Source organism: Gymnodinialimonas sp. 57CJ19 (genome assembly GCF_038396845.1).
Lineage (GTDB): Bacteria > Pseudomonadota > Alphaproteobacteria > Rhodobacterales > Rhodobacteraceae > Gymnodinialimonas.
Genome location: NZ_CP151587.1, coordinates 534,176 through 557,413 on the forward strand (window position 1 = coordinate 534,176; position 23,238 = coordinate 557,413).

Genomic DNA, 23,238 nt, shown 5'->3' on the forward strand with positions numbered 1-23,238 from the left:
CGAGCACGAGGAACATGCGATGAATTTGACCTACACCCAACACGACACCGTAGGTGTTGTTCACATCGCGGAGCAGCGCCTCGACGCGAGCATTGCGATTCAGTTCAAGGAAACTTTTCGGACGCTCACTGCCGCCGGGGGGGACGTGATTCTTGACCTGAGTGAAGTCGAGTTTCTGGATTCGAGCGGTCTTGGCGCCATCGTGGCCGTCTACAAGGCGTTGGGCTCGGGCCGGCACATGGCCCTTGCCGGTCTGCAATCGCCTGTTGAAAAGGTGATGCTGCTGACCCGGATGAATTCGGTGTTCCCGATCTTCGCCAGCCTGGATGCAGCACTGGCGGCGGCCGGACCCACTGCCGCAGAATAGTCTTGGAAGCTGTATCAGCCGCCGAATGCCCGAATCTTCCCACGGGGCACTGGGTTCGTCGCAATCAAGGACAGTCCGATGACACACACCAAAGCGCCTGACGTTTTTCACCGATTCCAATCGGGGACGGTGCAAGTGCGTCATGCTCTGGACCGTGCCAGAAATGACGTGCGCGCGGCAAAGGTTGATTCTGTGACTTGCGACACGTCTCAGATCATTCTGGGAGAGGTTCTTAATAACGTGGTCGAACACGCCTATGGGTTTGAGGAAGGCCACCCGATCGAGATGTCGATTTGGCTGCGCGACGACGGGCTTTGGTGTGAAATTCTGGATCACGGCGGCCCGATGCCCGACGGCGTGGCGCCCGCCGGACGACGTGCACAGTTCGTTCCCGAGAATCGGGACGATCTGCCCGAAGGGGGATTCGGTTGGGCGATGGTCCGTGAATTAACCCAAGACCTGAACTATCGGCGCGCAAACGATACTAATGAACTGGTTTTTTTGATCCCCCATACGCAACCTTGGCCGGGGACTGGCGGGACATAGGGGTGTAGCGCTGGCTTGGCCTGTCCGATCCCCTCTCGCATTGCGAAACTTGCGCGTAGATCGAACGCGCTGACCCTCATTTATTCACAGACACTTACCGGCCCCTCGCCGCAGAATTGCAAGAGCCGTAGAATGGCTTTGGCCGTCCACCGGCCAAAAACCTCTGAGCTTGCAAAGGCCCTCGCACATTTTCCACGGTGTCAGGCTTCTCCGCCACACAAGTGCCTCATTTTCTCCCAACCGACGCCCCGTTGGACTATCATATCTGTTCTTGTAGCTGCAGAGGCTTCCCTCGGTGCCGAGCATTAATGCCCCCACCCAGTGCGCGATGCCGAGGCCCTCTGCAGCCACATCCCCCCCTCCGCTGAAACGCCCCCTTGCCCCCCACGCCTGTCGGCTTAGGGTTCGGGGTTCCAACAACACGAGGGCCAAGATGCGCGACTTTCACCAACCCGGACGATCCGCCGTTTACGCCGACCAAGGCATGTGTGCCACGTCGCATCCCCTGGCCGCACAAGCTGCAATTTTCGTTCTGCAAAAGGGCGGTAACGCTGTGGATGCCGCGATTGCGGGCGCGGTGCTGCTTGGCATTTGCGAACCGCAAAGCACTGGCATCGGCGGTGATATGTTCGCGCTGGTGGCGCAACCGGACGGAGAGATCATTGGCCTCAACGGCTCGGGGCGTGCGGCTGCGGGGCTGGATGCAGACGCTATCCGCGCCCATCACGACACCATGCCGCTCTATGATATCAGCGCCGTCACCATCCCCGGCGCGGTAGATGGGTTCTGCCGCCTTCACGCCGATCACGGCCAGCTACCTTTGGCCGACGTTCTTGCCCCTGCCATCCATTACGCTGACGCCGGCGTGCCGATTGCCCCGCGTGTGGCCCTTGATTACGCAACCTCGGGCGAGGTGTTGCAGGGCGCGGGCCGCAAGCATTTTCTGCAAGACGACAAACCCCTGCCGATGGGCGCTCGGTTCAAGGCGCCCGGTCAGGCCGAGGTGCTGCGCCGGATCGCCGCCAAGGGACGCGCCGGATTTTATGAGGGAGAGGTTCTGGACGACATGTTGAGCAGCCTCAAGGCACTCGGCGGCACCCACACGGCCGAAGACTTCGCCAAGACCGCTTGCGAATACGTGACGCCGCTACGCTCCACCTACCGCGACGCGGAACTGATCGAGCTGCCGCCAAACGGCCAAGGGGCGGCGGCGATGCTGATTCTGAACATGCTGGAAACCTACGCGCCGCAAGATGACCCCTTCGGCGCGCAACGGGCGCATCTGGAGGCGGAAGCAACGAAACTCGGCTACGACGCCCGCGACCGGTTTCTGGCCGATCCCGGTCACGTCACCAAGCTGGATCACATGCTGTCCAAAGACACCGCCATGAGCCTTGCCGCGATGATTGACCCCGATGAGGCGATGGACGATCCCCGCGCCGCCTCGGACAACATCCACAAGGACACGGTCTATATCACCGTGGTCGACAAGGACCGCCGCGCCGTGAGCCTGATTTATTCGGTTTTCCATTCCTTCGGGTCGGGCTTTGCCTCGGACAAGTTCGGCATTCTGTTCCAGAATCGGGGCGGCGGCTTCACCCTGAAGAAGGGCCACCCGAATGAGGCCGGGCCGGGCAAACGCCCGATGCACACGATCATTCCCGGCATGTTGAAGCTGTCCGATGGCTCGCTCATGCCGTTCGGCGTCATGGGCGGCGCGTGGCAATCCACGGGCCACGCGCGATTCGTGTCCAACGTGGTGGACTACGGGATGAACCCACAAGCGGCGATCGACGCCCCCCGCGCCTTTGCCGAAGCCGGAGAGGTCAAGGTGGAGCGCGGCTACGGCCCCGAGATGCGCAGCGCGATGGAGGGCAAAGGCCACAAGCTGATGACGCCGGTGCAACCTATCGGCGGGGCGCAGGCGATCCGTATTCATCCCGATGGTTTGCTGGAGGGCGGCTCGGACCCGCGCAAGGACGGCATCGCGCTGGGGTATTGAGCACGTCGTCTCAATAGCCGCAGGGCGGGAACCAACCCGCCCTGTGGTAAAATGCTGTCAGGCTGCCTTACTGGCGCGGGCCGAACAGTCGGTTCAGCACGTTGTTCACCGCATCCCCAATGTTTCCTTGGCCTTGGCCTTGGCCACCACCACCAATCGGCACCCGCGTGCCTTGCGGCGTGATCGGGCCACGGATCACACCATCGGCGTCGGTGCTTAGCACCTCTCCGGTATTGGGGTTGATCGGAACCTGCTGGCCGTTGCCATCAACAAAGAAGTCGGGTTGATCGGTCCGGGCCTCGGCGATGGGGTCGATCATCGGCAGGGGCCGCACGGGCAGATCCTCATGGATTTGCTCCATCGCTTGTCGCCAGATTTCCGCCGGAAGGCCACCGCCGGTCACGCCAGACAGCGGGCGGTTATCGTCGTAGCCCATCCAGACACCCGCCACATAATCCGCCGAGAAGCCCACAAACCACGCGTCCCGCGCGCTGTTGGTGGTGCCGGTTTTACCCGCCACGGGACGATCCGGCAGCGCCGCACGTCGGCCCGAGCCATCGGCGACGACGCGGCTCATCATATAGGTCAGTTGCCGGGCCGAGGATTCCGAGATCACGCGCTCGCGGATACCCGTTTCCTGCTCGAACATCGGTTCGCTTTCGCCCATCAGGCGCAGTTCGGTCATGCCGTAGGGCCGCACGGCGGAACCGCCGTTCAGGATACCGGCATAAGCGCCCGTCATCTCGATCAAGGTGGATTCGGACGCGCCCAGTGCCAGGGCGGGGCCTGCGGCAAGGTCGCTTTCGATGCCGAAATCGCTTGCCACCTGGCGCACAAGATCGCGGCCCACTTCCTCGGACAGGCGCACGGCGGCGGTGTTGAGGGAGCTTTGCAAAGCCTCCGTCAGCGTCACCATGCCGTAGAACTGACGGGTGTAGTTTTCGGGGCAATATTGCCCAGATCCCGGGACGTTCAGGCAAAGCTCCGCATCAAGGATCATGTCGTCAAAGCGCCAGCCCAAATCCAGGGCGGTGGCATAGACGAACGGCTTGAACGCACTGCCCGGTTGCCGCACCGCTTGCACTGCCCGGTTGAACAGGCCGCCGCCGGAAAGCTCGCGGCCACCGACCATGGCCCGCACCGCGCCGTCCGCGCTCATCACCACAATCGCGGCTTCGGCTTCTGATCCTTCGCGCACCTGGTTGGCAAAGACGTTCTGGATCGAGGCTTCTGCCGCCGCCTGAATGGCGGGGTCGAAGGTGGTGCGGATAATCACGTCTTCGGTGGTGTCGCCGGTCAGGAAATCGGGGCCCACGGACATGATCCAATCGGCAAAGTACCCCCCGGTGTCTTGGGTCGCTGCCGCCGACAGGGTCGCGGGATTGGCACGGGCGCGGTCCGCAGACGCTGCACTCAAGTAGCCTTCGCGCTCCATCAGGTTCAGCACCACATTGGCCCGTTCCTGGCTGCGCTCAAGGTTGCGGGTGGGGGCGAACCGGGACGGGGCGGCCAGAAGACCCGCCAACATCGCCGATTGCTGCGGGTTCACCTCGGTCGAGGAAATGCCGAAATAGCGTTGCGACGCGGCCTCAAACCCACGCGAGCCGGCGCCAAGGTAGGCACGGTTCATATAGAGCGACAGGATCTCCGCCTTGGAATAGCGCAGTTCCAGCGCAAGGCTATAGGGCACCTCCTGGATCTTGCGCCACAGGGTCGTGCGTCGGCAATCGGCCTCATACTCGGCCTCTGTCTCAAATTCTTCAGGGTCATAGCCGTGACCGAGGCACAGAAGTTTCGCCACCTGCTGCGTGATGGTGGAGCCGCCATGGCCCGACAGGGGCCCCCGCCCTTCGCGCAGGTTGATCCGGATGGCCGACGCGATGCCGCGCGGCGAGACGCCCAGATGCCGAAAGAAGCGTCGGTCTTCCGTGGCAACAACGGCATTGACCAGATGTAATGAGGTATCAGTGGGCGCAATCGCCCCGCCGAATTGCTCTCCGCGCCAGGCGAAGGTCTCGCCGTAGCGGTCCAGCATGGTCACCGATCCCCGTTGACGGGCATCTTGCAGCGCGCCCACGTCCTCGGGCAGTTGCGTATAGTAGTAGCCCGTCGCGACGGCGAGGATCAGACCCACCACGACCGCACTGCGCCAGATCACGCTCCAGATCAGGCGGAAGATGAAGCGAATGATCCGGGCGAAAAAGCCCAGAATACCGCCACGTTGGGGCGATTTGCGACGCGGCGCGGCACGTTTTCGGGGCTTTCGCGCGCCGCCACCTCCGTTGCTGCTTTTGCGCTTCGGAGTTGCGCTCGCACGTCGGTCGGCCACCAGTCGCCGCCTGCCATTACCAGAAGGGCTCATATCACTCTTGCCTCGTATCGGGGGCCCGATTGTCGCTTTCGCTGGGGCCTACCTCATTTAGCCATGACGATAGTCAAATTCTCGGGGAAAGCGAAGGGGTGGCGGAACCCTGCCCATTATTGCGCTGCACAAATAAAGGGCATCTCCACAATATCGAGCAAAAAAAATGCAAAACCCGCGCTCAGCCCCCTTGGGAGCGGCCCGTTTCATTGCCCTCGTTGGGTCATAGGCCCTGTCTTATCCCCATAAGCGCCCCGCTTCCGCGGGCGTGAGGGACAGTCAACAACCGTAAAGGGGTGACAGACAGTGAAACTCATCATTGCAGCAATCAAACCGTTCAAGCTGGAGGAGGTCCGCGAAGCACTGACCACCATCGGCGTGCGCGGCATGATGGTGACCGAGATCAAGGGCTTCGGCTCTCAATCGGGCCACACCGAAATTTATCGCGGCGCGGAATACGCCGTGAACTTCGTTCCAAAGGTGAAGCTGGAGATCGTCGTCGTGGCCTCCATGGCCGACCAGGTTGTGGAAACGATCCGGTCCACCGCCAAGACCGACAAGATCGGCGACGGCAAGATCTTCGTGCTCGACGTGGAAAGCGCCATGCGTGTGCGCACCGGCGAAACCAACGACGACGCGCTGTAAGTGCTGACGGGTAAGGGAACCAAACCTATGAAAACCAAGTATCTTTTTCCAGCCATGGCGGCAGCAGCAATTGCGCTTCCCACCATGGCAGCGGCCCAGGATGAGGCCGCGCTACACACCTCTTATATCTTCACCACATTGCTGTTTCTGATCGGCGGCTTTCTGGTGTTCTGGATGGCCGCGGGCTTCGCGATGTTGGAGGCGGGCCTTGTGCGTTCCAAGAACGTGGCGATGCAGCTGACCAAGAACATCGCCCTCTTCTCAATCGCGGCCATCATGTACTGGCTGATCGGCTTCGGCATCATGTATCCGGCCGACTGGCTGATCGAAGGTTGGCTGGGTCCCTTCTTTGCCATCACTTCGCTGGAGCCTGTTGGCCTTGCCGACACGGAAACCGCGCTGGATTACGCCTCCGTGGGTTCGGACTTCTTCTTCCAGCTGATGTTCTGCGCCACGACGGCCTCCATCGTGTCCGGCACGCTGGCTGAGCGTATCAAGCTTTGGCCCTTCCTCATCTTCGTGGTTGTTCTGACAGGCCTGATCTACCCGATCGAAGCATCCTGGCAGTGGGGCGGCGGCTGGTTGTCCGAGGCGGGCTTCTCGGACTTCGCAGGCTCCACGCTGGTTCATGCCGCAGGCGGTTTCGCAGCGCTGGCCGGTGCCATCATCCTTGGGCCCCGTTTGGGCAAATACAAAGATGGCCGCGTAAACCCGATTCCCGGTTCCAATCTGGCGCTGGCAACTCTGGGTACGTTCATCCTGTGGCTTGGGTGGTTCGGCTTCAACGGCGCATCGCAACTGGCGATGGGCACGATTGCAGACGTGGCGGACATCTCTCGTATCTTCGCCAACACCAACATGGCTGCCGCCGCCGGTGCTGTCGCTTGCTTGATCCTGACCCAAATCATGTACAGCAAGGTTGACCTGACGATGGTCCTGAACGGCGCGCTTGCCGGTCTGGTCTCCATCACCGCTGAGCCTCTGGCGCCATCGCTGTTTGCCTCGCTTCTTACCGGTGCTGTTGGCGGTGTGATCGTTGTCTTCACGGTGCCACTGCTCGACAAACTGAAGATCGACGATGTTGTGGGTGCGATCCCTGTTCACCTCTTCGCTGGTATCTGGGGCACGCTGGCCGTGGCCTTCTACACCGGCAACTGGGGCGCACAGATCATGGGTATCGCAGCTATCGGCCTCTTCGTTTTCGTGATCTCCGCCGCTGTCTGGGCGATCCTCAAAGCGACCGTGGGCATCCGCGTCAGCGAAGAGGACGAGATCAACGGTCTCGACCTGGCAGAGCTTGGCATGGAGGCCTATCCCGAGTTCTCCAAGGGCTGATTTCGACCATAAAGTACGGCCAGGGGCGTCTCTAACGGGGCGCCCCTTTCCATTTCTCATCGGCGGCCGGCAGGCGTTTCGGAACCTTTCGAGTGCAGCCCGCGTTACTCCCATGAACGACAGACCAACGGTGCCGATGCCGCTCATCGGTTTGCCGCGGACGTGCAGAAGCGCCGCGATCTACAAGGAGAATTCCCATGGGTGAATTTGCAGACAAGGCCAAGGGTGCCGCCAACAAAGCCGCCGGTTCCGTCAAGGACAAGGTCGGCGACATGACTGACAACGAGAAGTTGCAGGCCGAAGGCAAGGCGCAGAAGCTGAAAGGCGAAGCGCAGCAGACCAAAGGTGAGGTCAAAGGCGCCATCGACGACGCCTAGTCTCCCCGCGCTATATCGAAATTGAAAAGGCGACCTCGCTTCCGGCAGGGTCGCCTTTTTTCTTGTGTCAAAGCGGCTGCGCGGTTCAGCGGGCCGCGTCGATGAAGCAGGCGGTGCGCTCGGCCATCTCGGCGGGGGTCACGTCGCGGTTGAAGAACTCCGCAAAGCCGGTTTCGGGCAGCATCAGGTAGGTGAAGGCCGTGTGATCCACGAGGTAGTAGGGATCACTGCCGTCATCATGGACCTGATAGTACACCCGGTACGCGCTGGCGGCTGCGTGGGTCTGCTCGGTTGTGCCGGTCAGCCCCACCATGCGGGGGTGGACGTTTTCCGTGAAGGCGGCCAATGCCTCGGGCGTGTCACGGCTTGGATCGACGGTCACAAAGGTGGGCAGGACGCTGTAGCCGCCCTCTTCCAGGATATCGACGGCCTCGGCGTTGCGCACCGCGTCGAGGGGGCAGACATCGGGGCAGAACGTATAGCCGAAGTACATCAGCGTAGGCTCGGTGATGACATCCGCATCTGTCACCGTTTCTCCGGTCTCTGAGACCAATTCAAACGGGCCGCCAATGGTGCCGCCGCCCCCTGCAACAACCCCTTGGCGGCATTGCGCGAATTGGTCGTCATCTCCGGCGTTCGCCACAAGAATAGCAGCGCCTGTTCCAGCCAAAAGCACGCCGATCAGCGCAGCAGAGGCGAGGGCAAAGTTCCGTGTCATATCAAAAAGCCTCGTGCAAGGAGAAGTCATCGCGTTGATTACCTAGCCAGACGCGCCTAACAATTCACAAGCGCGTAGATGTGACAGGATGCCCTGCCCAATGGCGATCAGTGAACCCCTATTAGACCCAGCCTTGCGGTTGGTCCAGCAAGACAGCCGCGTCGATTGGGTACGCCTGCGCACGCTGTTGGTTTTGCGTTGGTTGGCGATCCTGGGACAAACCGTGGCCGTGGTGACAGCGGCGTTCTATCTGGGCCTGAGGGTGGAGCTTGGCCTGTGCTTTCTGGCCATCGGAGCCAGCGTCGCGTCGAACCTCGTGGCGATGTATGTGTTCCCCGAAAACCAACGCCTCAGCGACCGGGACGCGATGCTGACGCTGCTGTTCGACTTGGCGCAACTGTCGTTCCTGCTGTTTCTGACGGGCGGGCTGAACAACCCGTTCTCGTTGCTGATCCTTGCGCCCGTCACGATTTCGGCCACGGCGCTGACCATGCGCTCCACGGTGATCCTGGGCCTTCTGGCGATCTTTCTCATCACCTGCCTCGCCCTGTGGCATCTGCCGCTGGTCAGCCTGACCGGAGAGGTCTTGGTGCTGCCCGGCCTGTTCACCGTCGGCTTCTGGGTGTCACTGGTGATCGGCATCTTGTTCCTGTCCGCCTACGCCCGCCGGGTCGCGTCGGAAACCCACCGGATGAGCCAGGCCCTGCTGGCCACGCAAATGGCGCTGGCACGGGAACAGAAGTTGACCGACCTTGGCGGCGTTGTGGCCGCGGCCGCCCATGAATTGGGCACGCCCCTGGCGACGATCAAACTGACAGCGACCGAGTTGATGGACGACCTGTCGGACCAGCCTTTGTTGGCCGAAGACGTGGCCTTGATCCGCGATCAGACAGATCGGTGCCGCGATATCCTGCGCTCGATGGGGCGGGCGGGCAAAGACGATATCCACATGCGCCGTGCGCCCCTGGAAGCCGTGCTGCAAGAGGCCGCCGAACCCCATTCCGATCGCGGGATTGCCCTGCATTTCGACGTTGATCCAGTGGGCGACATCGACGATTCCACCCCCGCGCTCCAGCCGCAAATCTGGCGCAAGCCCGAGGTGATTCACGGCCTACGCAACCTTGTGCAGAACGCCGTGGATTTCGCGGAAGAGCAGGTCTGGATCGAGGCCGATTGGGATGAAAACTACCTGATGGTTTCCATCACCGATGATGGGCCCGGCTTCCCCCCCGATCTGCTTGGCCGCCTGGGCGATCCGTTCCTGCGGCGGCGCGACCGCGCCCATAAAGATCTGCGCCCCGGCTATCAGGGGATGGGGCTGGGGCTTTTCATTGCGAAAACGCTTCTGGAACGCTCGGGCGCAGGTGTGCGCTTCATCAATGCCGCGGACCCGTTTTTGACCTCGGACGACACAAAGGGGCGCTCGGGTGCGCGGGTTCAGGTGACTTGGCCCAACGCTACGATTCTTGCCGAGAGCGCTCAGGCCAGCGGCGCATTGGGGCCCAATGTACCCATAATAGACTGAACTATAAGGGCATTGTTTCCATTTTCGAAACGCCGTGCCTGATCCGCCGTTCAGCAATTAACTTGCCGTTAACCGTTTTGCGCCAAGCTACCCCTCGGGGCAAAGAACGGGGTACATGTGTTGGACAACGCGACAACTCTTATTTTTATAGTGATTTCCTTTGTCACTGCCGCCACGGCCGTGGCGCTGACGACCCGGCTCTTGGCCCGATATGGGCGTACGCCCGCCCCGGTTGGGGCGTCTCAAGGCGCGACGAGCGGCACCGACGTACTGCGCCGTTATCGGTTCCGAGAGGGGTATTTGCTTTCCGATGTGGACGCCGACGATGCCTTCCTTGAAGCTGGCATTGATCGAACCGCGGCCTATAAACGGCTTGTTGCCGCGCTTTTGCCCCTGAGCCCGGACCTGAAATCTCACCTCTCTGCCTTGCACGATCGCAGTGATCCCTTCTTGATTGACGGGCGCATTGGCAAGGATGCCGTGTTGATCGGCGGCCGGATGGAGGACGACGACGTTCTCACCCTCTCCATCGGGCCCGCCGATGAGAAGGACGGCCGCCATACGGTTGAAGCTGCCACACTGCACGCCCTCAAGTCCGAGCTCTCAGACCTGCGCGCGTCCCTCGACACGGGCGTTGTCCCGATGTGGAAAGAGGATGATAACGCCCGTGTCATCTGGGCGAACGCGCCGTATTTTGACTTGGTCGAACGGCTCCGCGATGGGGAAGCTCCGGGTTGGCCGCTGCCCCGCGTCTTTGCCTCGGAGCTGGATGTTACCCCGGCAGAGGGCACCGTTCGAAGATGCAAGATCGCAATGCCGGACCGGGATGAGCCGACGTGGTACGAAGTCAGCCGTGATCGGTTGCCCGGCGGTTCTGCCCTGTTCACCGCGCAACCTGCCGACCGCCTTGTGCGGGCCGAAGGCAGCCTGCGGCAGTTCCTGCAAACCACCACCAAGACTTTCGCCGCTCTGCCCGTGGGCCTTGCCGTGTTTGACCGCAAACGTCAGCTTGTGACGTTCAATCCCGCGCTGGTGGCGCTTACTCAGGCGGGGCCGGAATTTTTGTCGGCGCGGCCCGATCTGCGCTCATTCCTCGATCAACTGCGTGAGAAAAAGCGGATGCCCGAGCCGCGCGATTACCGCAGTTGGCGCGATGAGATTGCCCAACTTGAAGAGGACGCCGAAAATGGCACCTACCGCCAGTTGTGGGAACTTCCCGAAGGCAAAACCTTCCGCGTGATGGGGCGCCCGCATCCTGACGGCGCGATTGCTTTCATGTTTGAGGACATCAGCGCAGAGGTCACCCTGACCCGGCAATTCCGCGCTGATCTGGAAATGTTTCAAGCCGTCCTGGATGCCGTGCCCGCCGCGATCGCTGTGTTCCAAGCCGATGGCGCAATGATCGGCGCCAATGAAGGCTATGGCAGGTTGTGGGGCCAGGATCCGCAAATCCTCGCGCAGATGCCACATCTGAACCAGGCCTGTCAGGAATGGGCGGACGGCTGTAAACCCAGCCCGGTTTGGGGCGATATCCGACAGTTTGTCGGCCATGAGGTAGAGCGTGCCCCTTGGGTGGAAGAGGTTGAAACAAAGGCTGGCCTGAGGCTGGCGGTGCGCATGGCGCCGACACGCGGCCGGGCCACGGTGGTCCAGTTCCTGCCCTTGGACGTCAGCCTGACGGACCCCCTGGCCGAGTTGGCCCCTGACACAGTCACGCCCCTGCTGGACGCCGCAAGATCACAGGTCCCCGAAGACACCAAACGCCGCGCGTAGGGTTTCGATTCAAATCCCCTGCGAACCGGTTTAGGCTGTGGCCGATGACGCAGCCCATGATCTCTTTGCCGGAAACCGATGCCCCCACGCTGCCCGATTGGGCCGTGATCGCCTCGGTTGATCTGCCCTCTCCCGATGCCACCGATGCCCTCGCGGCGCGGCTCTCGGCCTGCCTGCATGCGGGCGATACTTTGCTGTTGTCGGGCGGGCTGGGGGCCGGGAAAACTCACCTCGCGCGGGCCTTGATCCGGGCCTATCTGGGCAACCCGCTGGAGCCGGTGCCGAGCCCCACCTTCACCTTGGTGCAAACCTACGAAGGCGCGGGCGCCGCCCTGTGGCATTCTGATCTTTACCGTCTTGGCGATCCTTCCGAGATCGACGAACTGGGCCTGCTGGAGGCCATGGAAGATGCCATTTGCCTGATCGAATGGCCGGACAGGCTGGCCCCCGACTGGCCCGAGATTGCCGCGCTAGTACACCTTGATCGGCGCGGCGATGACACCCGCGAAGCAGCGCTTTATGGGCCTGAGGGCGCGGACCTCGCACGGCGACTTGCGGCGGTGCTTCCGGGATGAGCCACGCCCCATTTCTTGCAAGCGCCGGGTGGGCGGACGCCACGTCTGTGCCCTTGGCGGGCGACGCCTCGACCCGGCGCTACCTGCGCCTGACCCTCGCGGAAAAGACCGCCATCTTGATGGACGCACCCACCGCCACGGAAGCGGAACGCGCCAGCTACGTCGCCTTTCGCACCATCCGCGCGCACCTGCGCAGCATCGGCCTGTCCGCCCCGCAAGAGTTTCACGCGGACCCCGCCAAGGGCCTCATCTTGATGGAGGATTTGGGCGACCTCAGCCTGTCGCGCCTGCTGGAAAACACCCCCGATGCAGCCCGCGCGGCCTATGAGGCGACCGCGATCCTGATCGACCGCCTTTCGTCTGAAACGCCGGCAAACCTAGCCGCGCCCGACGCCGAGGCCATGGCGCAGATGACCGCGCTTACCTTTGATTTCGTCGAGAACAGCGACAGTTTGCGCGAAACGATATTGGCCGGGCTGACCGACGCGCTGAAGACCCATGCAGCGGGCGCGCGCACCCTGTCCCTGCGCGATGTCCATGCGGATAACCTGATGTGGTTGCCGGGTCGCACCGGTGACGCGCGGGTCGGGTTGCTTGATTTCCAGGACGCGATGTTGCTGCCGCAGGGGTATGACCTTGCCTCTCTGCTTGACGATCCGCGCCGCGTAGTTCCCGAAGCGTGGCGGGCCGAGCTGATCGCCACCCACAGCACCCCCACCCGCATCGCCACGCTTTCGTTGCAACGCAACCTGCGCATTCTGGGCATCTTCCGGCGGCTTTCCACCGTCTATGGCAAGCCGTCCTACGCCACCTATCTGCCACGCACCCGCACCCTTGTGGCGCGGGCCGCCGACACCTTGCCCACCCTCCGGAAACCTGTGGCCGAGTTGCTCGACCGAACAGCCCATTGGACCGCCCCATGAGCCTGCCTTGCCTGATCCTCGCCGCGGGCTTTGGCACGCGAATGGGGGCGATGACCGCGACGCGTCCCAAACCCCTGATCGAGGTCGCGGGGCGCAGCTTGCTGGATCACGCGCTGGACGCCGCAAGGGGCAGTGGCCCGATCACGGTGAACGCCCACTACCACGCCGATCAGATCGCCGCGCATCTGGCGGGCAAAAACGTGACGCTACAACTGGAAACGCCCCATATTCTTGACTCCGGCGGCTCGGTGAAACGGGCCGCGCAGCAGATGGCCGACGGCCCCCTGGCAACGCTCAATGCCGACAACGTCTGGACCGGAGAGGCCCCAATCCAACAGCTCGAAGCCGCCTTTGACCCCGCCCGGATGGGCGCTCTGTTGCTACTGGTTCCCCGCGCCGAGGCCGTGGGCCGCATCGGCGGCGGGGATTTCGCCATGGACCCTGATGGGCGGCTGAGCTTCGACAAATCGCCGGATACTTACGTCTATGTGGGGGCGCAAATCCTGGACCCCGGCCCTTGCCTATCGGACCCGCGCGATGTCTTCTCGTTGCGCGATATCTGGCAGGAATACGCAGCGCAGGGGCGCTTGTATGGACTGATCCACAAGGGCCGATGGGCCGATGTCGGACACCCTGACGGGATCACCTTGGCCGAGGAAATGCAGCATGTTGTTTGAGCCAACTCCCGATGCCCGCGTTTTTGCGACGCCCCTTGGCGTGGATTTCTGCGCCTCGCTCATCTCAGGGTTGGACGCGCTGCTGCACGGCCAAGGGCCCGAGGCGATTGCGCGGATCGAAATTCACGTGGCCAACGCGCGGATGCAGCGCCGGTTGCAGGCGCTTTATGCGTTGAAGGGGCCGGGGTTCCTGCCCCGCATTCGCCCGGTGTTGGCGCTGGCCGAAACCGCTGATCTGGAAGGGCTGGCCCCCGCCATGACGCCCCTGGCATTGCGGCTGGAACTGGCGCAGCTGATCGCCAAACTGATCGACGCCAACCCCGACCTTGCCCCCCGCGCGGCGCTTTATGAGCTTGCCGACAGTCTGGCGGATTTCATGGGCGAGATGGTGGAAGAGGGCGTTACCCCTGACGAAATCGCCAACCTCGACATGGGCGACCATTCCGAACATTGGACCCGTGCGCGGGACTTTCTTGGCATCGCGCAACAGGTGATCGCGGCGGGCGACAGGCCCACGCCCGAGGCACGCCAAGCCATGGTCGTGGATCGCCTGATTGCCGAATGGCGGCGCAATCCGCCAAGCCATCCGGTGATCGTTGCGGGCTCTACCGGATCACGCCGCGCCACGTTCCGGCTGATGGAGGCGGTGGCGAAGCTGCCCCAAGGGGCGGTGATTTTGCCAGGCATCGACCGCGACATGCCAAGCGCCATTTGGAACGGCTTGCTGGACGGGCGGCGCAAGGGCTTGGCGGGCGAAGATCACCCTCAATTCCGGCTGGCGAAACTGCTTGATGCCATGGGGCTGGACCCGTCACAGGTGCCGGTTTGGGGGCAGGAAACCCCGGCCGAGCCGCACCGAAACGCCGTTGTCTCGCTGGCGCTACGCCCGGCGCCCGTCACCAACCAATGGCGGACAGAGGGGCCGAGGCTTGCCGATGTGGGCGGGGCCATGGCCGGGGTGACACTGCTCGAGGCGCCCTCCCCCCAGATGGAGGCGACGGCCATCGCGTTGCGGATGCGAAAGGCGGTTCAGGACGGGCAGCGCACCGCCTTGGTGACCCCCGACAGGCGGCTGGCCCGCAAGGTCACGGCGCAATTGGACCGCTGGAATATCACGCCCGATGACAGCGCCGGGCAGGTCTTGGCACAGACCGCACCGGGGCGTTTTCTGCGGCAGGTGGCCGAGGCGATGCACAGCCCTGTCACGTCCGAAGCGATGGTGGCGCTATTGAAGCACCCCCTGTGTCATTCCGGCACGGAGCGGGGCGAACATCTGCGCCGCACCCAGGATCTGGAGCTGCAAGTGTTGCGCCGTGGCCTTGCCTTTCCCACCCGCGATGCGTTGATGGACTGGGCCTGTGCCCGCGACAAAGACCCCGACGCGGTGGCTTGGGTGGACTGGCTGGCCACCAATTTGCTGGCCGAGGTGGACCGCACCCCCCTGCCCTTGGCCGAGCGTCTGGCCCTGCACAAGACCCGCGCCGACGCCTTGGCGGCGGGCACAGGGCAGCCCGACGCCGGAGAGCTATACGACAAGGAACCGGGCGTTGAGGCCGCGAAACTCCTGCGCAATCTGGAAGCCGATGCCCCTTCGGCGGGCGCAATGTCGGCGCGGGACTACGCCGATTTCTTCACCTCTCTCGCCCATGACCGGGAAGTCCGTTTTGCCCTGCGGCCCCATGCCGATGTGCTGATCTGGGGGACGCAGGAGGCGCGGGTTCAAGGGGCCGATGTCACCATCCTTGCCGGGTTGAACGAGGGCACATGGCCGCAAGCCGCCAGCGCCGATCCTTGGCTCAACCGGCCCCTGCGCGACAAGGCGGGCATGCGTCTGCCCGACCGGGTGATCGGCCTGTCAGCCCATGATTTCCAGCAAGGCATCGCGGGCGGAGAGGTCTGGCTTTCACGCGCCAAGCGCGATGACGAAACGGACACGGTCCCGTCGCGTTGGTTGAACCGGTTGATGAACCTGCTTGGCGGGGCCAGCGCGACGGCCGCGCAAGCGTTGAAGGATATGCGCGAACGGGGCGACAAGTGGCTCGCGCTGTCTGAAACCCTCACCACTCCGGATGAGAAGGTGAACCCCGCCCCACGCCCCGCTCCGGCGCCGCAGAACATCACCCGCCTCACCGCGCTGTCGGTCACAGATATCGAGCGTTTGACCCGCGACCCCTACGCCATCTACGCCGCCCGCATGTTGCACCTCAGGCCGTTGGACCCGCTGCGGGCCAGCCCCGACGCCCGCCTGCGCGGCACCGTGTTCCACAGCATCCTAGAGCAATTCGTCAAAGCCACGCCCGAGACCCTCCCCCCCGACGCGAGCGCCGTGTTCATGGAGATCGCCACCGAGGTGCTGGAGCAACAGGCCCCCTGGCCCGCCGCCCGCTATCTTTGGCATCAACGGATGCAGCGGCTTCTGCCTTGGTATCTAATGCAAGAGGCCGATTTCCGAGACATTGCCGAGCCTTGGCTGCTGGAAGAACGCAAAACATGGAATGTGCCGGGTCTGTCGCTAACCCTCAGCGGGATCGCGGACCGGATCGATGCATTGCCCGACGGGTCGGTGGCGATTTACGATTACAAGACTGGCAACTTGCCCACCGACGGCATGGAAATCGCCTATAACAAACAACTGTTGCTCTTGGCGTTGATGGGTCAGGGCGGTGCCTTTGCCGAGCGTTCGCTGGACGTGGCGCGGCTGGCTTACGTGGGACTTGGGACCAAGCCCGAGGTGCGGGTGCAGGCGTTTGACGCCGCCCTTTTGGCCGAGACCCAGAAAGGCCTGACCGAGTTGATTACCCATTACCGGCAACCCGACGCCGGTTTCCCGTCGCGGCGGTCGCCTAAGAAAACCACCTACGGCGGCGATTACGACCACCTCGCCCGATTGGGGGAATGGGACGAAACCAAAGAGGCCGAGGTAATCCGCGTCGGCGAACAACAAGGGGAGCGTGCCAATGGATGACGCCACCCGCGCCCAGACCCGCGCCGCTGATCCCGGCACCTCCACGTGGTTGGGGGCCAATGCCGGGTCCGGCAAGACCCGCGTGCTGACCGACCGCGTGGCGCGGCTGTTGCTCGACGGGGTGCCGCCTGAACGCATCTTGTGCCTGACCTACACCAAGGCCGCCGCGATGGAGATGCAGAACCGCCTGTTCTCGCGTCTTGGCGCTTGGGCGATGAAGGATGACGCGGAATTGGCCGCGATGCTGGCCGCAATCGGCGTGCCGGACGCTCGGCTGGAGCCCACGCTTCTGGACGAGGCCCGCACGCTGTTTGCCCGCGCGATCGAGGCGCCGGGCGGGCTGAAGATCCAGACCATCCATTCGTTCTGCGCCTCGGTCCTGCGGCGTTTCCCGCTAGAGGCCCGCGTCAGCCCCGCCTTCACCGAAATCGACGACCGCGTGCAAGTGCGCCTGTTGGCCGACCTTCTGGACGACATGGCGGAAACCGACGAGGGCCGCGAAGCGCTTGGCCATGTCGCGCCGTATCTGTCGGGCGACGATGGCGCGATGAGCTTGGCCCGCGCCGTTGCCGGCAAGGCCGAGGCCCTGAAACACCCCGCCGATTGGGATACGATCTGTGACTTCGCGGGGATTGATCCGGGGCTGACCGAGGCCGATATCATCGGCGCGGTGATTGCCGGGGAGGAGGCCGAACTGGCCGCCCATGTCCTGCCGCATCTGGAGGCGGGAAGCCGCTCTACCGGGACCGCGCATCGGGTCTTGTCGCAGGTCAATTGGGACGCGCCGAGCCTTGCGGACCTCGCGCAGTTAGAAAGCGCGTTCCTGATGGGGCCCAAAACCAAAACCCCCTATGCGCCCAAAATTGACAAGATCGGCAATGCGGCAACCCGCAAGGCCATCGGCAGCGCGATGGAACCGCTGAACGCTTTGATGGAGCGCATCGCAGAGGCCCGCCCCCTGCGCACCGGGCTGGTGACGGCGCAAAACACCCACGCCTTGCACCAATTCGCGGCTCGGTTCCTGCCCCTCTACACCCGCGCGAAAGAGGCGCGGGGGTGGCTCGACTTTGATGACCTGATCGACAAGACCCGGAATCTGCTGAACAATTCCAAGGTGGCGCAATGGGTGCTGTATCGGCTGGACGGCGGCATTGACCATATTCTTGTGGACGAGGCGCAAGATACCTCGCCGCGGCAATGGGAAATCGTGCAGCGCTTGGCCGAAGATTTCGCCGCCGGGGAAGGCGCACGGGAAGACGTGCAGCGCACGATCTTTGTGGTCGGCGATAAGAAGCAATCCATCTATTCGTTCCAAGGCGCGGACCCGTCGGAATTTGACCGGATGCGCGACCATTTCGAAGCCCGCCTGCAAGAGATCAATGCCCCCTTTCAAGACGCTGCATTGATCCATTCGTTCCGCTCTGCCGCGCCGATCCTGGCGCTGGTGGACCGGGTCGCGGCAGGCCTTGGCGCACCGGGGTTGGGGGACCTGGTTGAACACCGCTCGTTCTTCGACACCAAGCCGGGGCGCGTGGACCTTTGGCCCGCGATCGAGCAGATCAAAGGCGGAGAGAAGCCCGCGTGGGACGACCCGCAGGATTTGGTCAGCGAGGATCACCATTCCTCGGTTCTGGCGCAGACCGTGGCCGAGCAGATTGGCGCGATGATCAACACGCCGCCAATGATCGAGGTGGATGGCGAAACGCGCGCGGTCACAGCGGGCGATATCCTGATCCTCGTGCGCCGCCGCTCGCCGCTGTTTCACAAGATCATTGCGGAGTTGAAGCGGTCGGGGCTGCCTGTGGCGGGGGTTGATCGGTCGCAACTCACCTCGCCCTTGGCGGTGAAGGACCTGATGGCGCTGTGCCGGTTTCTGGCCACGCCCGAGGATGATCTGTCGCTGGCTTGCGTGTTACGCTCACCCCTGTGTGGGCTGTCGGAGGCGCAGCTTTACGACCTTGCCCACAATCGCCCCGGCTTCCTTTGGTCAGCGATGCGCGACCGCGCCGCCGACTTCGCCCAGGCCCACGCGATCCTGAAAGACCTGCGCGACAACGCCGACTTCCTGAAGCCTTACGACCTGCTGGAACGCGCGTTGATCCGGCACAAGGGACGCACCCGCCTGATTGCCCGCCTCGGCCCCGAGGCCGAAGACGCCATGGACGCGATGCTGGCCCAAGCCCTTGCCTATGAGGCGACCGAGGTGCCCTCGCTGACGGGGTTCGTGGGCTGGCTCGATTCGGGCGACGTGCAGGTGAAACGTGATCTGTCGCAAGCCACCGGGCAAATCCGGGTGATGACGGTTCATGGGGCGAAGGGGCTGGAAGCGCCCGTGGTGATCCTGCCCGATTGTGCGCAACCCAGTGGCGGCGGGGGCCGAGGCGTGCGGCTGTTGGAACCCGAGGGCGGGCCGGTGGTTTGGCAGCCAAGTAAGGGCAACGAAACCGATGCCGTTCTGGAAGCCGTGGAGGCCAAAAACCTCCGCGAAACGGAAGAGGCGAACCGGCTGCTCTATGTGGCGCTGACACGGGCCGAAAGCTGGCTGATCGTGGCCGCGTCGGGGCAGCTTGGGGCCGAAAGCAAACCGGCCTCGTGCTGGTACAAGATCGTGGCCGACGCGATGGACGGGATGGGGGCGGTGCCGCTGAATATCGCGGGCCTGCCCGAGACAGGCTTGCGCCTGCAATCGGGCGCTTGGCCCGACGGTAAGAAGCCCGAGGCCAGCGATCGGACCCGTGCCGTGTTGCCCGACTATGCCACCGCTGACGCGCCGCCCTCGGTCAAGGACAAGCCCGCACGCAAACCCTCGGACCTGGGCGGGGCCAAGGCGCTGCCCGGCGTGGGCGACGACACGCAAACCGCCATGTTGCGCGGCACAATCACCCATTTGCTGCTGGAACACCTGCCCCGCCTGCCCGAACCCGCTTGGCCCGCCGCCGCCCCCGGCATCGCGGCGCTGGAAGCCCCGGACCTGACGCCGGACGCGCTTTCTCCGATGTTGGAAGAGGCCACCCGCGTGCTGACCGACCCGGCGCTGTCGCATCTGTTTACCGATGCCTCCCTCGCGGAGGTGGAGGTCACGGGATATTCCGACGCGCTGCAATCGGACGTGATCGGCATCATCGACAGGCTGATCGTAACGGACGAGCAGATCACCGCGGTGGATTTCAAAACCAACGCCACGGTGCCCGCCAGCGCGAGTGACACGCCCGAAGGGGTGCTGCGCCAGATGGGCGCTTATGCAGAGCTGCTGGCCACGATCTACCCCGACCGCGAAATCGCGACCGCGATCCTTTGGTCGCGCAGCGGCACATTGATGGCACTGCCACACGATATCGTGTCTGACGCGCTCAAACGCGCAAGCAGTGCTTGACGCTCCGGGGGACCGTCCATAGGTTCAGTGCCCGACATAACCCCGCCTGGAGGGCACAAAGCCATGGCTACCACTGCCGTTACCGACGCCACTTTTGACACCGAAGTGAAGCAGTCCGACATCCCCGTTGTTGTTGATTTTTGGGCCGAATGGTGTGGCCCCTGCAAACAGATCGGCCCCGCTCTGGAAGAGCTTTCCGACGAATATGAAGGCCGCGTGAAGATCGTGAAGATCAACGTGGACGAAAACCCCAACTCTCCCATGCAACTGGGCGTGCGCGGCATTCCTGCGCTGTTCATGTTCAACGGCGGAGAGGTCGTTTCCAACAAAGTAGGTGCCGCCCCCAAAGCCGCCTTGCAAAAATGGATCGACGAGGCCGTCTAAGGCCCGTTTCGGCAATATTCTTGAAGGGCGTCCTGATCTTGCATCGGTGACGCCCTTTTTTGTTGTGAATTGCCTGTTTGTACACCTGCGACGGTTTGACCATTTCTCCATTATTCCTATAACTTGGGGTCAGACCCCTCAGGAGACGACATATATGGCCACGAATGATCGCAACCTCCGGGAAATCGGGCCCGACAAGTCTCTGCTTCTCATTGATGATGATGAACCGTTTCTGCGCCGTCTGGAACGCGCGATGGAGAAACGCGGGTTCGAGGTTGAAGCCGCAGGGTCTGTCGCCGCTGGCACCGCCATCGCCACGGCCCGTCCCCCCGCCTACGCGGTGGTTGATCTGCGGCTGGAGGACGGCAACGGACTCGACGTGGTGGAAACCCTGCGTGAAAAACGCCCCGATGCGAGGATCGTCGTGCTGACAGGCTACGGCGCGATTGCGACGGCTGTGGCGGCGGTGAAAATGGGCGCGACGGATTATCTGTCCAAACCTGCTGACGCCAATGACATCACCTCGGCCCTGCTGGCCGAAGAAGAGGAGATGCCGCCACCACCGGAAAACCCCATGTCCGCAGACCGGGTCCGGTGGGAACATATCCAACGGGTGTATGAGCTGTGCGATCGCAACGTCTCGGAAACGGCGCGACGGTTGAATATGCATCGCCGTACGTTGCAACGCATCCTTGCAAAGCGCAGCCCCCGGTGAGGGCGCTGTCGCTGCTGGCCGTCGCCTTGGTGGCGGGCTGTGTCGGCACAGGCGCGGCCCCCGTGGCCGAGGGGCCGGTGGTGCCGATCCGCTTTGACAGCGGCGGGATTGAGGCGGTTGGCACCGGCCAGCGCATCGACTTTGGCCGCGATCAGGCGGGCGTTCTGGAAACCATGACCCGCCTGCAAGGCCGCGCGCCCGTAGCGCTGCCCTGCGACCATTCGGCAAACACTGCGTTCCGTTGGCGCGATGGCCCGCTTCTGGTGTTTCGCAACGGCGCCTTCGCCGGGTGGAGTATTCCTGACCCCGCGCAATCGGCTGATGGCTCTACCCAATTCGGGCAGACCTGCGTGCCTTTGGGTTAATCCCGCCTGCGCGGGGCGCGTTTTTCCACAGACAGACCTTTGAGCGGCGATGACACGCCCGCCAGAAGGAAGCCGAACAGGTTGCTGAACCAGCTTTTGCGGGGCTGTTGGTAATCGTCTTCAGGGTCATCCACCAAGTCGCGCTGATCGTGGGGGATGATGGTGCCTTCAGCGATGGCATCCAACAGGGCGATAGCATCGTCGTATTGCCGATCCAGCACGTAGATTTCCAACGGCCCGAACGCCAAAGAGTTCATCGGCAGGGTCGAGGTCGTCTCTAACCCCGGCGCGATGACGGTGAAATCCGCCCCCTCCAGCGCGGCAAGGGCCATGCGGATCTCCATCGGGTCAAAGCTGGCCGCGACACGGGTGAAGCCGTTGAAACGAGACATGGAAAACCCTTGATCTAGCTGGCACTGGCGATGCCGCCGCAATCGCGGCGCAGCCAAGTGACAAAGGTTTGCGCCCGGCGACTAAGGGGGCCGGGCAGATGCAGCAGATGATAAGCGTAGTCGGTATTCTCCTCCTCTGCCAGAACCTCCAACCGGCCATCGGCGATGTCGGTTTCCACCAACGCGTGGGGTTGCGCCGACACCCCGGCCCCGGCGCGGCAGGCGGGCAGGAGCAGGGCGTTTGACGGAAGCTCGGTGGTCACGAGGGTCTCTCGGTCGATGCCAAGGTTCAGCAGGCGTTTGTTGAACTCTGTATGGGATTGGTCGATCAGCCACGGCAAAGTCAGGACCCGGTCCCAGGCCGCCTGACTGGACAGGTCCGAAGGGCTTGGACCAAAGCGGCCGGGCTGGCCCACAACGACCATTTTCGCATGGGTCAGCACAATCCCTTCCAGGCCCGGCCAGGGTCCGGTGCCGTGGCGAATGACTAGGTCGATTCCTTCGCGGCGCAGGTCCACAACGTCTTGCGAGGTTTGAACGCTGAGCGGCACGTCGGGATGAGCGGACCAGAAAGCGGCGAGGCAGGGCATCAGCCAGTTTTCGGCGAAGCTCGGCGTGGTGGAGAGGGTGACGGGGCGATCCTCGCGCCCGCGCCTGAGCGACCTGACACCTGCGGCGATTTCCGCGAAGCCCGCGCCGAGGTCACGGGCGAGTTCTGCGCCCATCTGCGTGGGCACCATGCCCCGGCCCGAGCGGCGCAGAAGGGGGTGGCCGAATTCGGTCTCCAAGGCGCGAACATGGGCCGCGATGGCGGCATGGGTCACGTTGAGCGCCCGGGCCGCCTCGGACAGAGAGCCAAGGCGGGCGGCGGCCTCGAACGCACGAAGGGCCGAGAGGGAGGGGATGTCACGCCAGTCCATATGATACCTCAGATAACATATCATCAGTATTGCGGATTCGGAGATGACACCGCAAGAGCGTATCAAGATGGCACAACCTTAGAAAGGAACGTGACATGTTTGGAATTCTCGCCAAAAGCCTGAAAGTCGCAAGCCGCACAGACCGCCCCTGGGGCGCACCCAATCATTGGGTGGAGCACGACCACCGCAGCCGCGCCCAGAAGGAGCGCGACAGCCAGGACCAGCGGCGGTGGCTGCGGCAGACAGGTATCATGTAAGTTTGAAATGGCATTGCGCGGAGCGACCGCGCGATGCCTGCC

21 protein-coding genes are annotated in these 23,238 nt (G+C 63.3%); 17 read left to right on the top strand and 4 right to left on the bottom strand.

The features are described from left to right. Positions 1–19: 19 nt before the first annotated feature. From AADW23_RS02655 to AADW23_RS02665, 3 genes are all read left to right on the top strand, one after another. Positions 20–367 carry an STAS domain-containing protein gene (locus AADW23_RS02655; RefSeq protein WP_341862978.1) on the top strand — a complete coding sequence of 116 codons (348 nt, stop codon included), beginning with the start codon at positions 20–22 and terminating at the stop codon, positions 365–367. 78 nt (positions 368–445) lie between these two features. Then, positions 446–913, top strand: coding sequence for an ATP-binding protein (locus AADW23_RS02660; protein ID WP_341862979.1), 468 nt, complete (start codon positions 446–448; stop codon positions 911–913). Between the two features lie 433 nt (positions 914–1,346). Next, entirely contained in the window at positions 1,347–2,915 is a 1,569-nt protein-coding gene (locus AADW23_RS02665) for a gamma-glutamyltransferase family protein (RefSeq protein ID WP_341862980.1), read from the top strand. A 67-nt stretch (positions 2,916–2,982) separates the two neighbouring features. Here AADW23_RS02665 and AADW23_RS02670 read toward each other — a convergent pair whose 3' ends face one another. Further along, entirely contained in the window at positions 2,983–5,277 is a 2,295-nt protein-coding gene (locus AADW23_RS02670; protein ID WP_341862981.1) for a transglycosylase domain-containing protein, read from the bottom strand. A 306-nt stretch (positions 5,278–5,583) separates the two neighbouring features. Between AADW23_RS02670 and AADW23_RS02675 the strand changes: the two genes are divergently transcribed. The 3 genes from AADW23_RS02675 (at position 5,584) to AADW23_RS02685 (ending at position 7,634) form a co-directional block, all read left to right on the top strand. Next, positions 5,584–5,922: a P-II family nitrogen regulator gene (locus AADW23_RS02675; protein ID WP_341862982.1), complete on the top strand. Its 339-nt coding sequence runs from the start codon at positions 5,584–5,586 to the stop codon at positions 5,920–5,922. A gap of 27 nt (positions 5,923–5,949) precedes the next feature. Beyond that, on the top strand, positions 5,950–7,257 hold the full coding sequence (locus AADW23_RS02680) for an ammonium transporter (protein ID WP_341862983.1): 1,308 nt from the start codon (positions 5,950–5,952) through the stop codon (positions 7,255–7,257). Between the two features lie 197 nt (positions 7,258–7,454). Next, complete coding sequence (locus AADW23_RS02685; protein ID WP_341862984.1) at positions 7,455–7,634, top strand: CsbD family protein; 180 nt, start codon at positions 7,455–7,457, stop codon at positions 7,632–7,634. Positions 7,635–7,719: 85 nt separating this feature from the next. On the opposite strand, the gene AADW23_RS02690 is transcribed toward AADW23_RS02685, so the two are convergent. Continuing rightward, complete coding sequence (locus AADW23_RS02690; protein ID WP_341862985.1) at positions 7,720–8,352, bottom strand: SCO family protein; 633 nt, start codon at positions 8,350–8,352, stop codon at positions 7,720–7,722. Between the two features lie 100 nt (positions 8,353–8,452). On the opposite strand from AADW23_RS02690, the gene regB reads away from it, so the two are divergent. The 10 genes from regB to AADW23_RS02740 all read left to right on the top strand — a co-directional run bounded on the left by regB (position 8,453) and on the right by AADW23_RS02740 (position 21,627). Beyond that, positions 8,453–9,877, top strand: a complete 1,425-nt coding sequence (gene regB, locus AADW23_RS02695) for a sensor histidine kinase RegB (protein WP_341862986.1) — start codon at positions 8,453–8,455, stop codon at positions 9,875–9,877. Positions 9,878–9,997: 120 nt separating this feature from the next. After that, on the top strand, positions 9,998–11,650 hold the full coding sequence (locus tag AADW23_RS02700; protein WP_341862987.1) for a PAS-domain containing protein: 1,653 nt from the start codon (positions 9,998–10,000) through the stop codon (positions 11,648–11,650). A gap of 56 nt (positions 11,651–11,706) precedes the next feature. Then, positions 11,707–12,225, top strand: a complete 519-nt coding sequence (gene tsaE, locus AADW23_RS02705) for a tRNA (adenosine(37)-N6)-threonylcarbamoyltransferase complex ATPase subunit type 1 TsaE (protein ID WP_341864264.1) — start codon at positions 11,707–11,709, stop codon at positions 12,223–12,225. Beyond that, the gene (locus tag AADW23_RS02710) at positions 12,222–13,148 is read left to right on the top strand and encodes a phosphotransferase (RefSeq protein ID WP_341862988.1); all 927 of its coding nucleotides are present in this window, start codon (positions 12,222–12,224) and stop codon (positions 13,146–13,148) included. The genes tsaE and AADW23_RS02710 overlap by 4 nt, the downstream gene beginning before the upstream one ends. Further along, positions 13,145–13,825, top strand: a complete 681-nt coding sequence (locus AADW23_RS02715; protein WP_341862989.1) for a nucleotidyltransferase family protein — start codon at positions 13,145–13,147, stop codon at positions 13,823–13,825. The genes AADW23_RS02710 and AADW23_RS02715 overlap by 4 nt, the downstream gene beginning before the upstream one ends. Then, entirely contained in the window at positions 13,815–16,790 is a 2,976-nt protein-coding gene (addB, locus tag AADW23_RS02720) for a double-strand break repair protein AddB (protein ID WP_341862990.1), read from the top strand. The genes AADW23_RS02715 and addB overlap by 11 nt, the downstream gene beginning before the upstream one ends. Continuing rightward, entirely contained in the window at positions 16,783–20,163 is a 3,381-nt protein-coding gene (gene addA / locus AADW23_RS02725; protein WP_341862991.1) for a double-strand break repair helicase AddA, read from the top strand. Before addB ends, addA begins: the two co-directional genes overlap by 8 nt. 36 nt (positions 20,164–20,199) lie before the next feature. Further along, a complete protein-coding gene (gene trxA / locus AADW23_RS02730; RefSeq protein ID WP_341864265.1) occupies positions 20,200–20,547 on the top strand; it encodes a thioredoxin in 348 nt (115 codons plus the stop codon). A gap of 154 nt (positions 20,548–20,701) precedes the next feature. Continuing rightward, the gene (locus AADW23_RS02735; protein ID WP_341862992.1) at positions 20,702–21,262 is read left to right on the top strand and encodes an ActR/PrrA/RegA family redox response regulator transcription factor; all 561 of its coding nucleotides are present in this window, start codon (positions 20,702–20,704) and stop codon (positions 21,260–21,262) included. Beyond that, entirely contained in the window at positions 21,259–21,627 is a 369-nt protein-coding gene (locus AADW23_RS02740) for a hypothetical protein (protein WP_341862993.1), read from the top strand. Before AADW23_RS02735 ends, AADW23_RS02740 begins: the two co-directional genes overlap by 4 nt. Here AADW23_RS02740 and AADW23_RS02745 read toward each other — a convergent pair. Together AADW23_RS02745 and AADW23_RS02750 are read right to left on the bottom strand one after the other, a co-directional pair. Next, on the bottom strand, positions 21,624–22,019 hold the full coding sequence (locus AADW23_RS02745; RefSeq protein ID WP_341862994.1) for a hypothetical protein: 396 nt from the start codon (positions 22,017–22,019) through the stop codon (positions 21,624–21,626). The genes AADW23_RS02740 and AADW23_RS02745 overlap by 4 nt on opposite strands. A gap of 14 nt (positions 22,020–22,033) precedes the next feature. Next, positions 22,034–22,939, bottom strand: coding sequence for a LysR family transcriptional regulator (locus tag AADW23_RS02750; protein ID WP_341862995.1), 906 nt, complete (start codon positions 22,937–22,939; stop codon positions 22,034–22,036). Positions 22,940–23,034: 95 nt separating this feature from the next. Between AADW23_RS02750 and AADW23_RS02755 the strand changes: the two genes are divergently transcribed. Continuing rightward, complete coding sequence (locus AADW23_RS02755) at positions 23,035–23,196, top strand: hypothetical protein (protein ID WP_341862996.1); 162 nt, start codon at positions 23,035–23,037, stop codon at positions 23,194–23,196. The last annotated feature ends 42 nt before the right edge of the window (positions 23,197–23,238 follow it).

Coding starts and splice junctions, on each gene's coding strand:
- AADW23_RS02655 (WP_341862978.1), top strand. CDS start 20: ATGAATTTGACCTACACCCAACACGACACCGTAGGTGTTGTTCACATC.
- AADW23_RS02660 (WP_341862979.1), top strand. CDS start 446: ATGACACACACCAAAGCGCCTGACGTTTTTCACCGATTCCAATCGGGG.
- AADW23_RS02665 (WP_341862980.1), top strand. CDS start 1,347: ATGCGCGACTTTCACCAACCCGGACGATCCGCCGTTTACGCCGACCAA.
- AADW23_RS02670 (WP_341862981.1), bottom strand. CDS start 5,277: ATGAGCCCTTCTGGTAATGGCAGGCGGCGACTGGTGGCCGACCGACGT.
- AADW23_RS02680 (WP_341862983.1), top strand. CDS start 5,950: ATGAAAACCAAGTATCTTTTTCCAGCCATGGCGGCAGCAGCAATTGCG.
- AADW23_RS02685 (WP_341862984.1), top strand. CDS start 7,455: ATGGGTGAATTTGCAGACAAGGCCAAGGGTGCCGCCAACAAAGCCGCC.
- AADW23_RS02690 (WP_341862985.1), bottom strand. CDS start 8,352: ATGACACGGAACTTTGCCCTCGCCTCTGCTGCGCTGATCGGCGTGCTT.
- regB (WP_341862986.1), top strand. CDS start 8,453: ATGGCGATCAGTGAACCCCTATTAGACCCAGCCTTGCGGTTGGTCCAG.
- tsaE (WP_341864264.1), top strand. CDS start 11,707: ATGATCTCTTTGCCGGAAACCGATGCCCCCACGCTGCCCGATTGGGCC.
- AADW23_RS02710 (WP_341862988.1), top strand. CDS start 12,222: ATGAGCCACGCCCCATTTCTTGCAAGCGCCGGGTGGGCGGACGCCACG.
- AADW23_RS02715 (WP_341862989.1), top strand. CDS start 13,145: ATGAGCCTGCCTTGCCTGATCCTCGCCGCGGGCTTTGGCACGCGAATG.
- addB (WP_341862990.1), top strand. CDS start 13,815: ATGTTGTTTGAGCCAACTCCCGATGCCCGCGTTTTTGCGACGCCCCTT.
- addA (WP_341862991.1), top strand. CDS start 16,783: ATGGATGACGCCACCCGCGCCCAGACCCGCGCCGCTGATCCCGGCACC.
- AADW23_RS02735 (WP_341862992.1), top strand. CDS start 20,702: ATGGCCACGAATGATCGCAACCTCCGGGAAATCGGGCCCGACAAGTCT.
- AADW23_RS02745 (WP_341862994.1), bottom strand. CDS start 22,019: ATGTCTCGTTTCAACGGCTTCACCCGTGTCGCGGCCAGCTTTGACCCG.
- AADW23_RS02750 (WP_341862995.1), bottom strand. CDS start 22,939: ATGGACTGGCGTGACATCCCCTCCCTCTCGGCCCTTCGTGCGTTCGAG.
- AADW23_RS02755 (WP_341862996.1), top strand. CDS start 23,035: ATGTTTGGAATTCTCGCCAAAAGCCTGAAAGTCGCAAGCCGCACAGAC.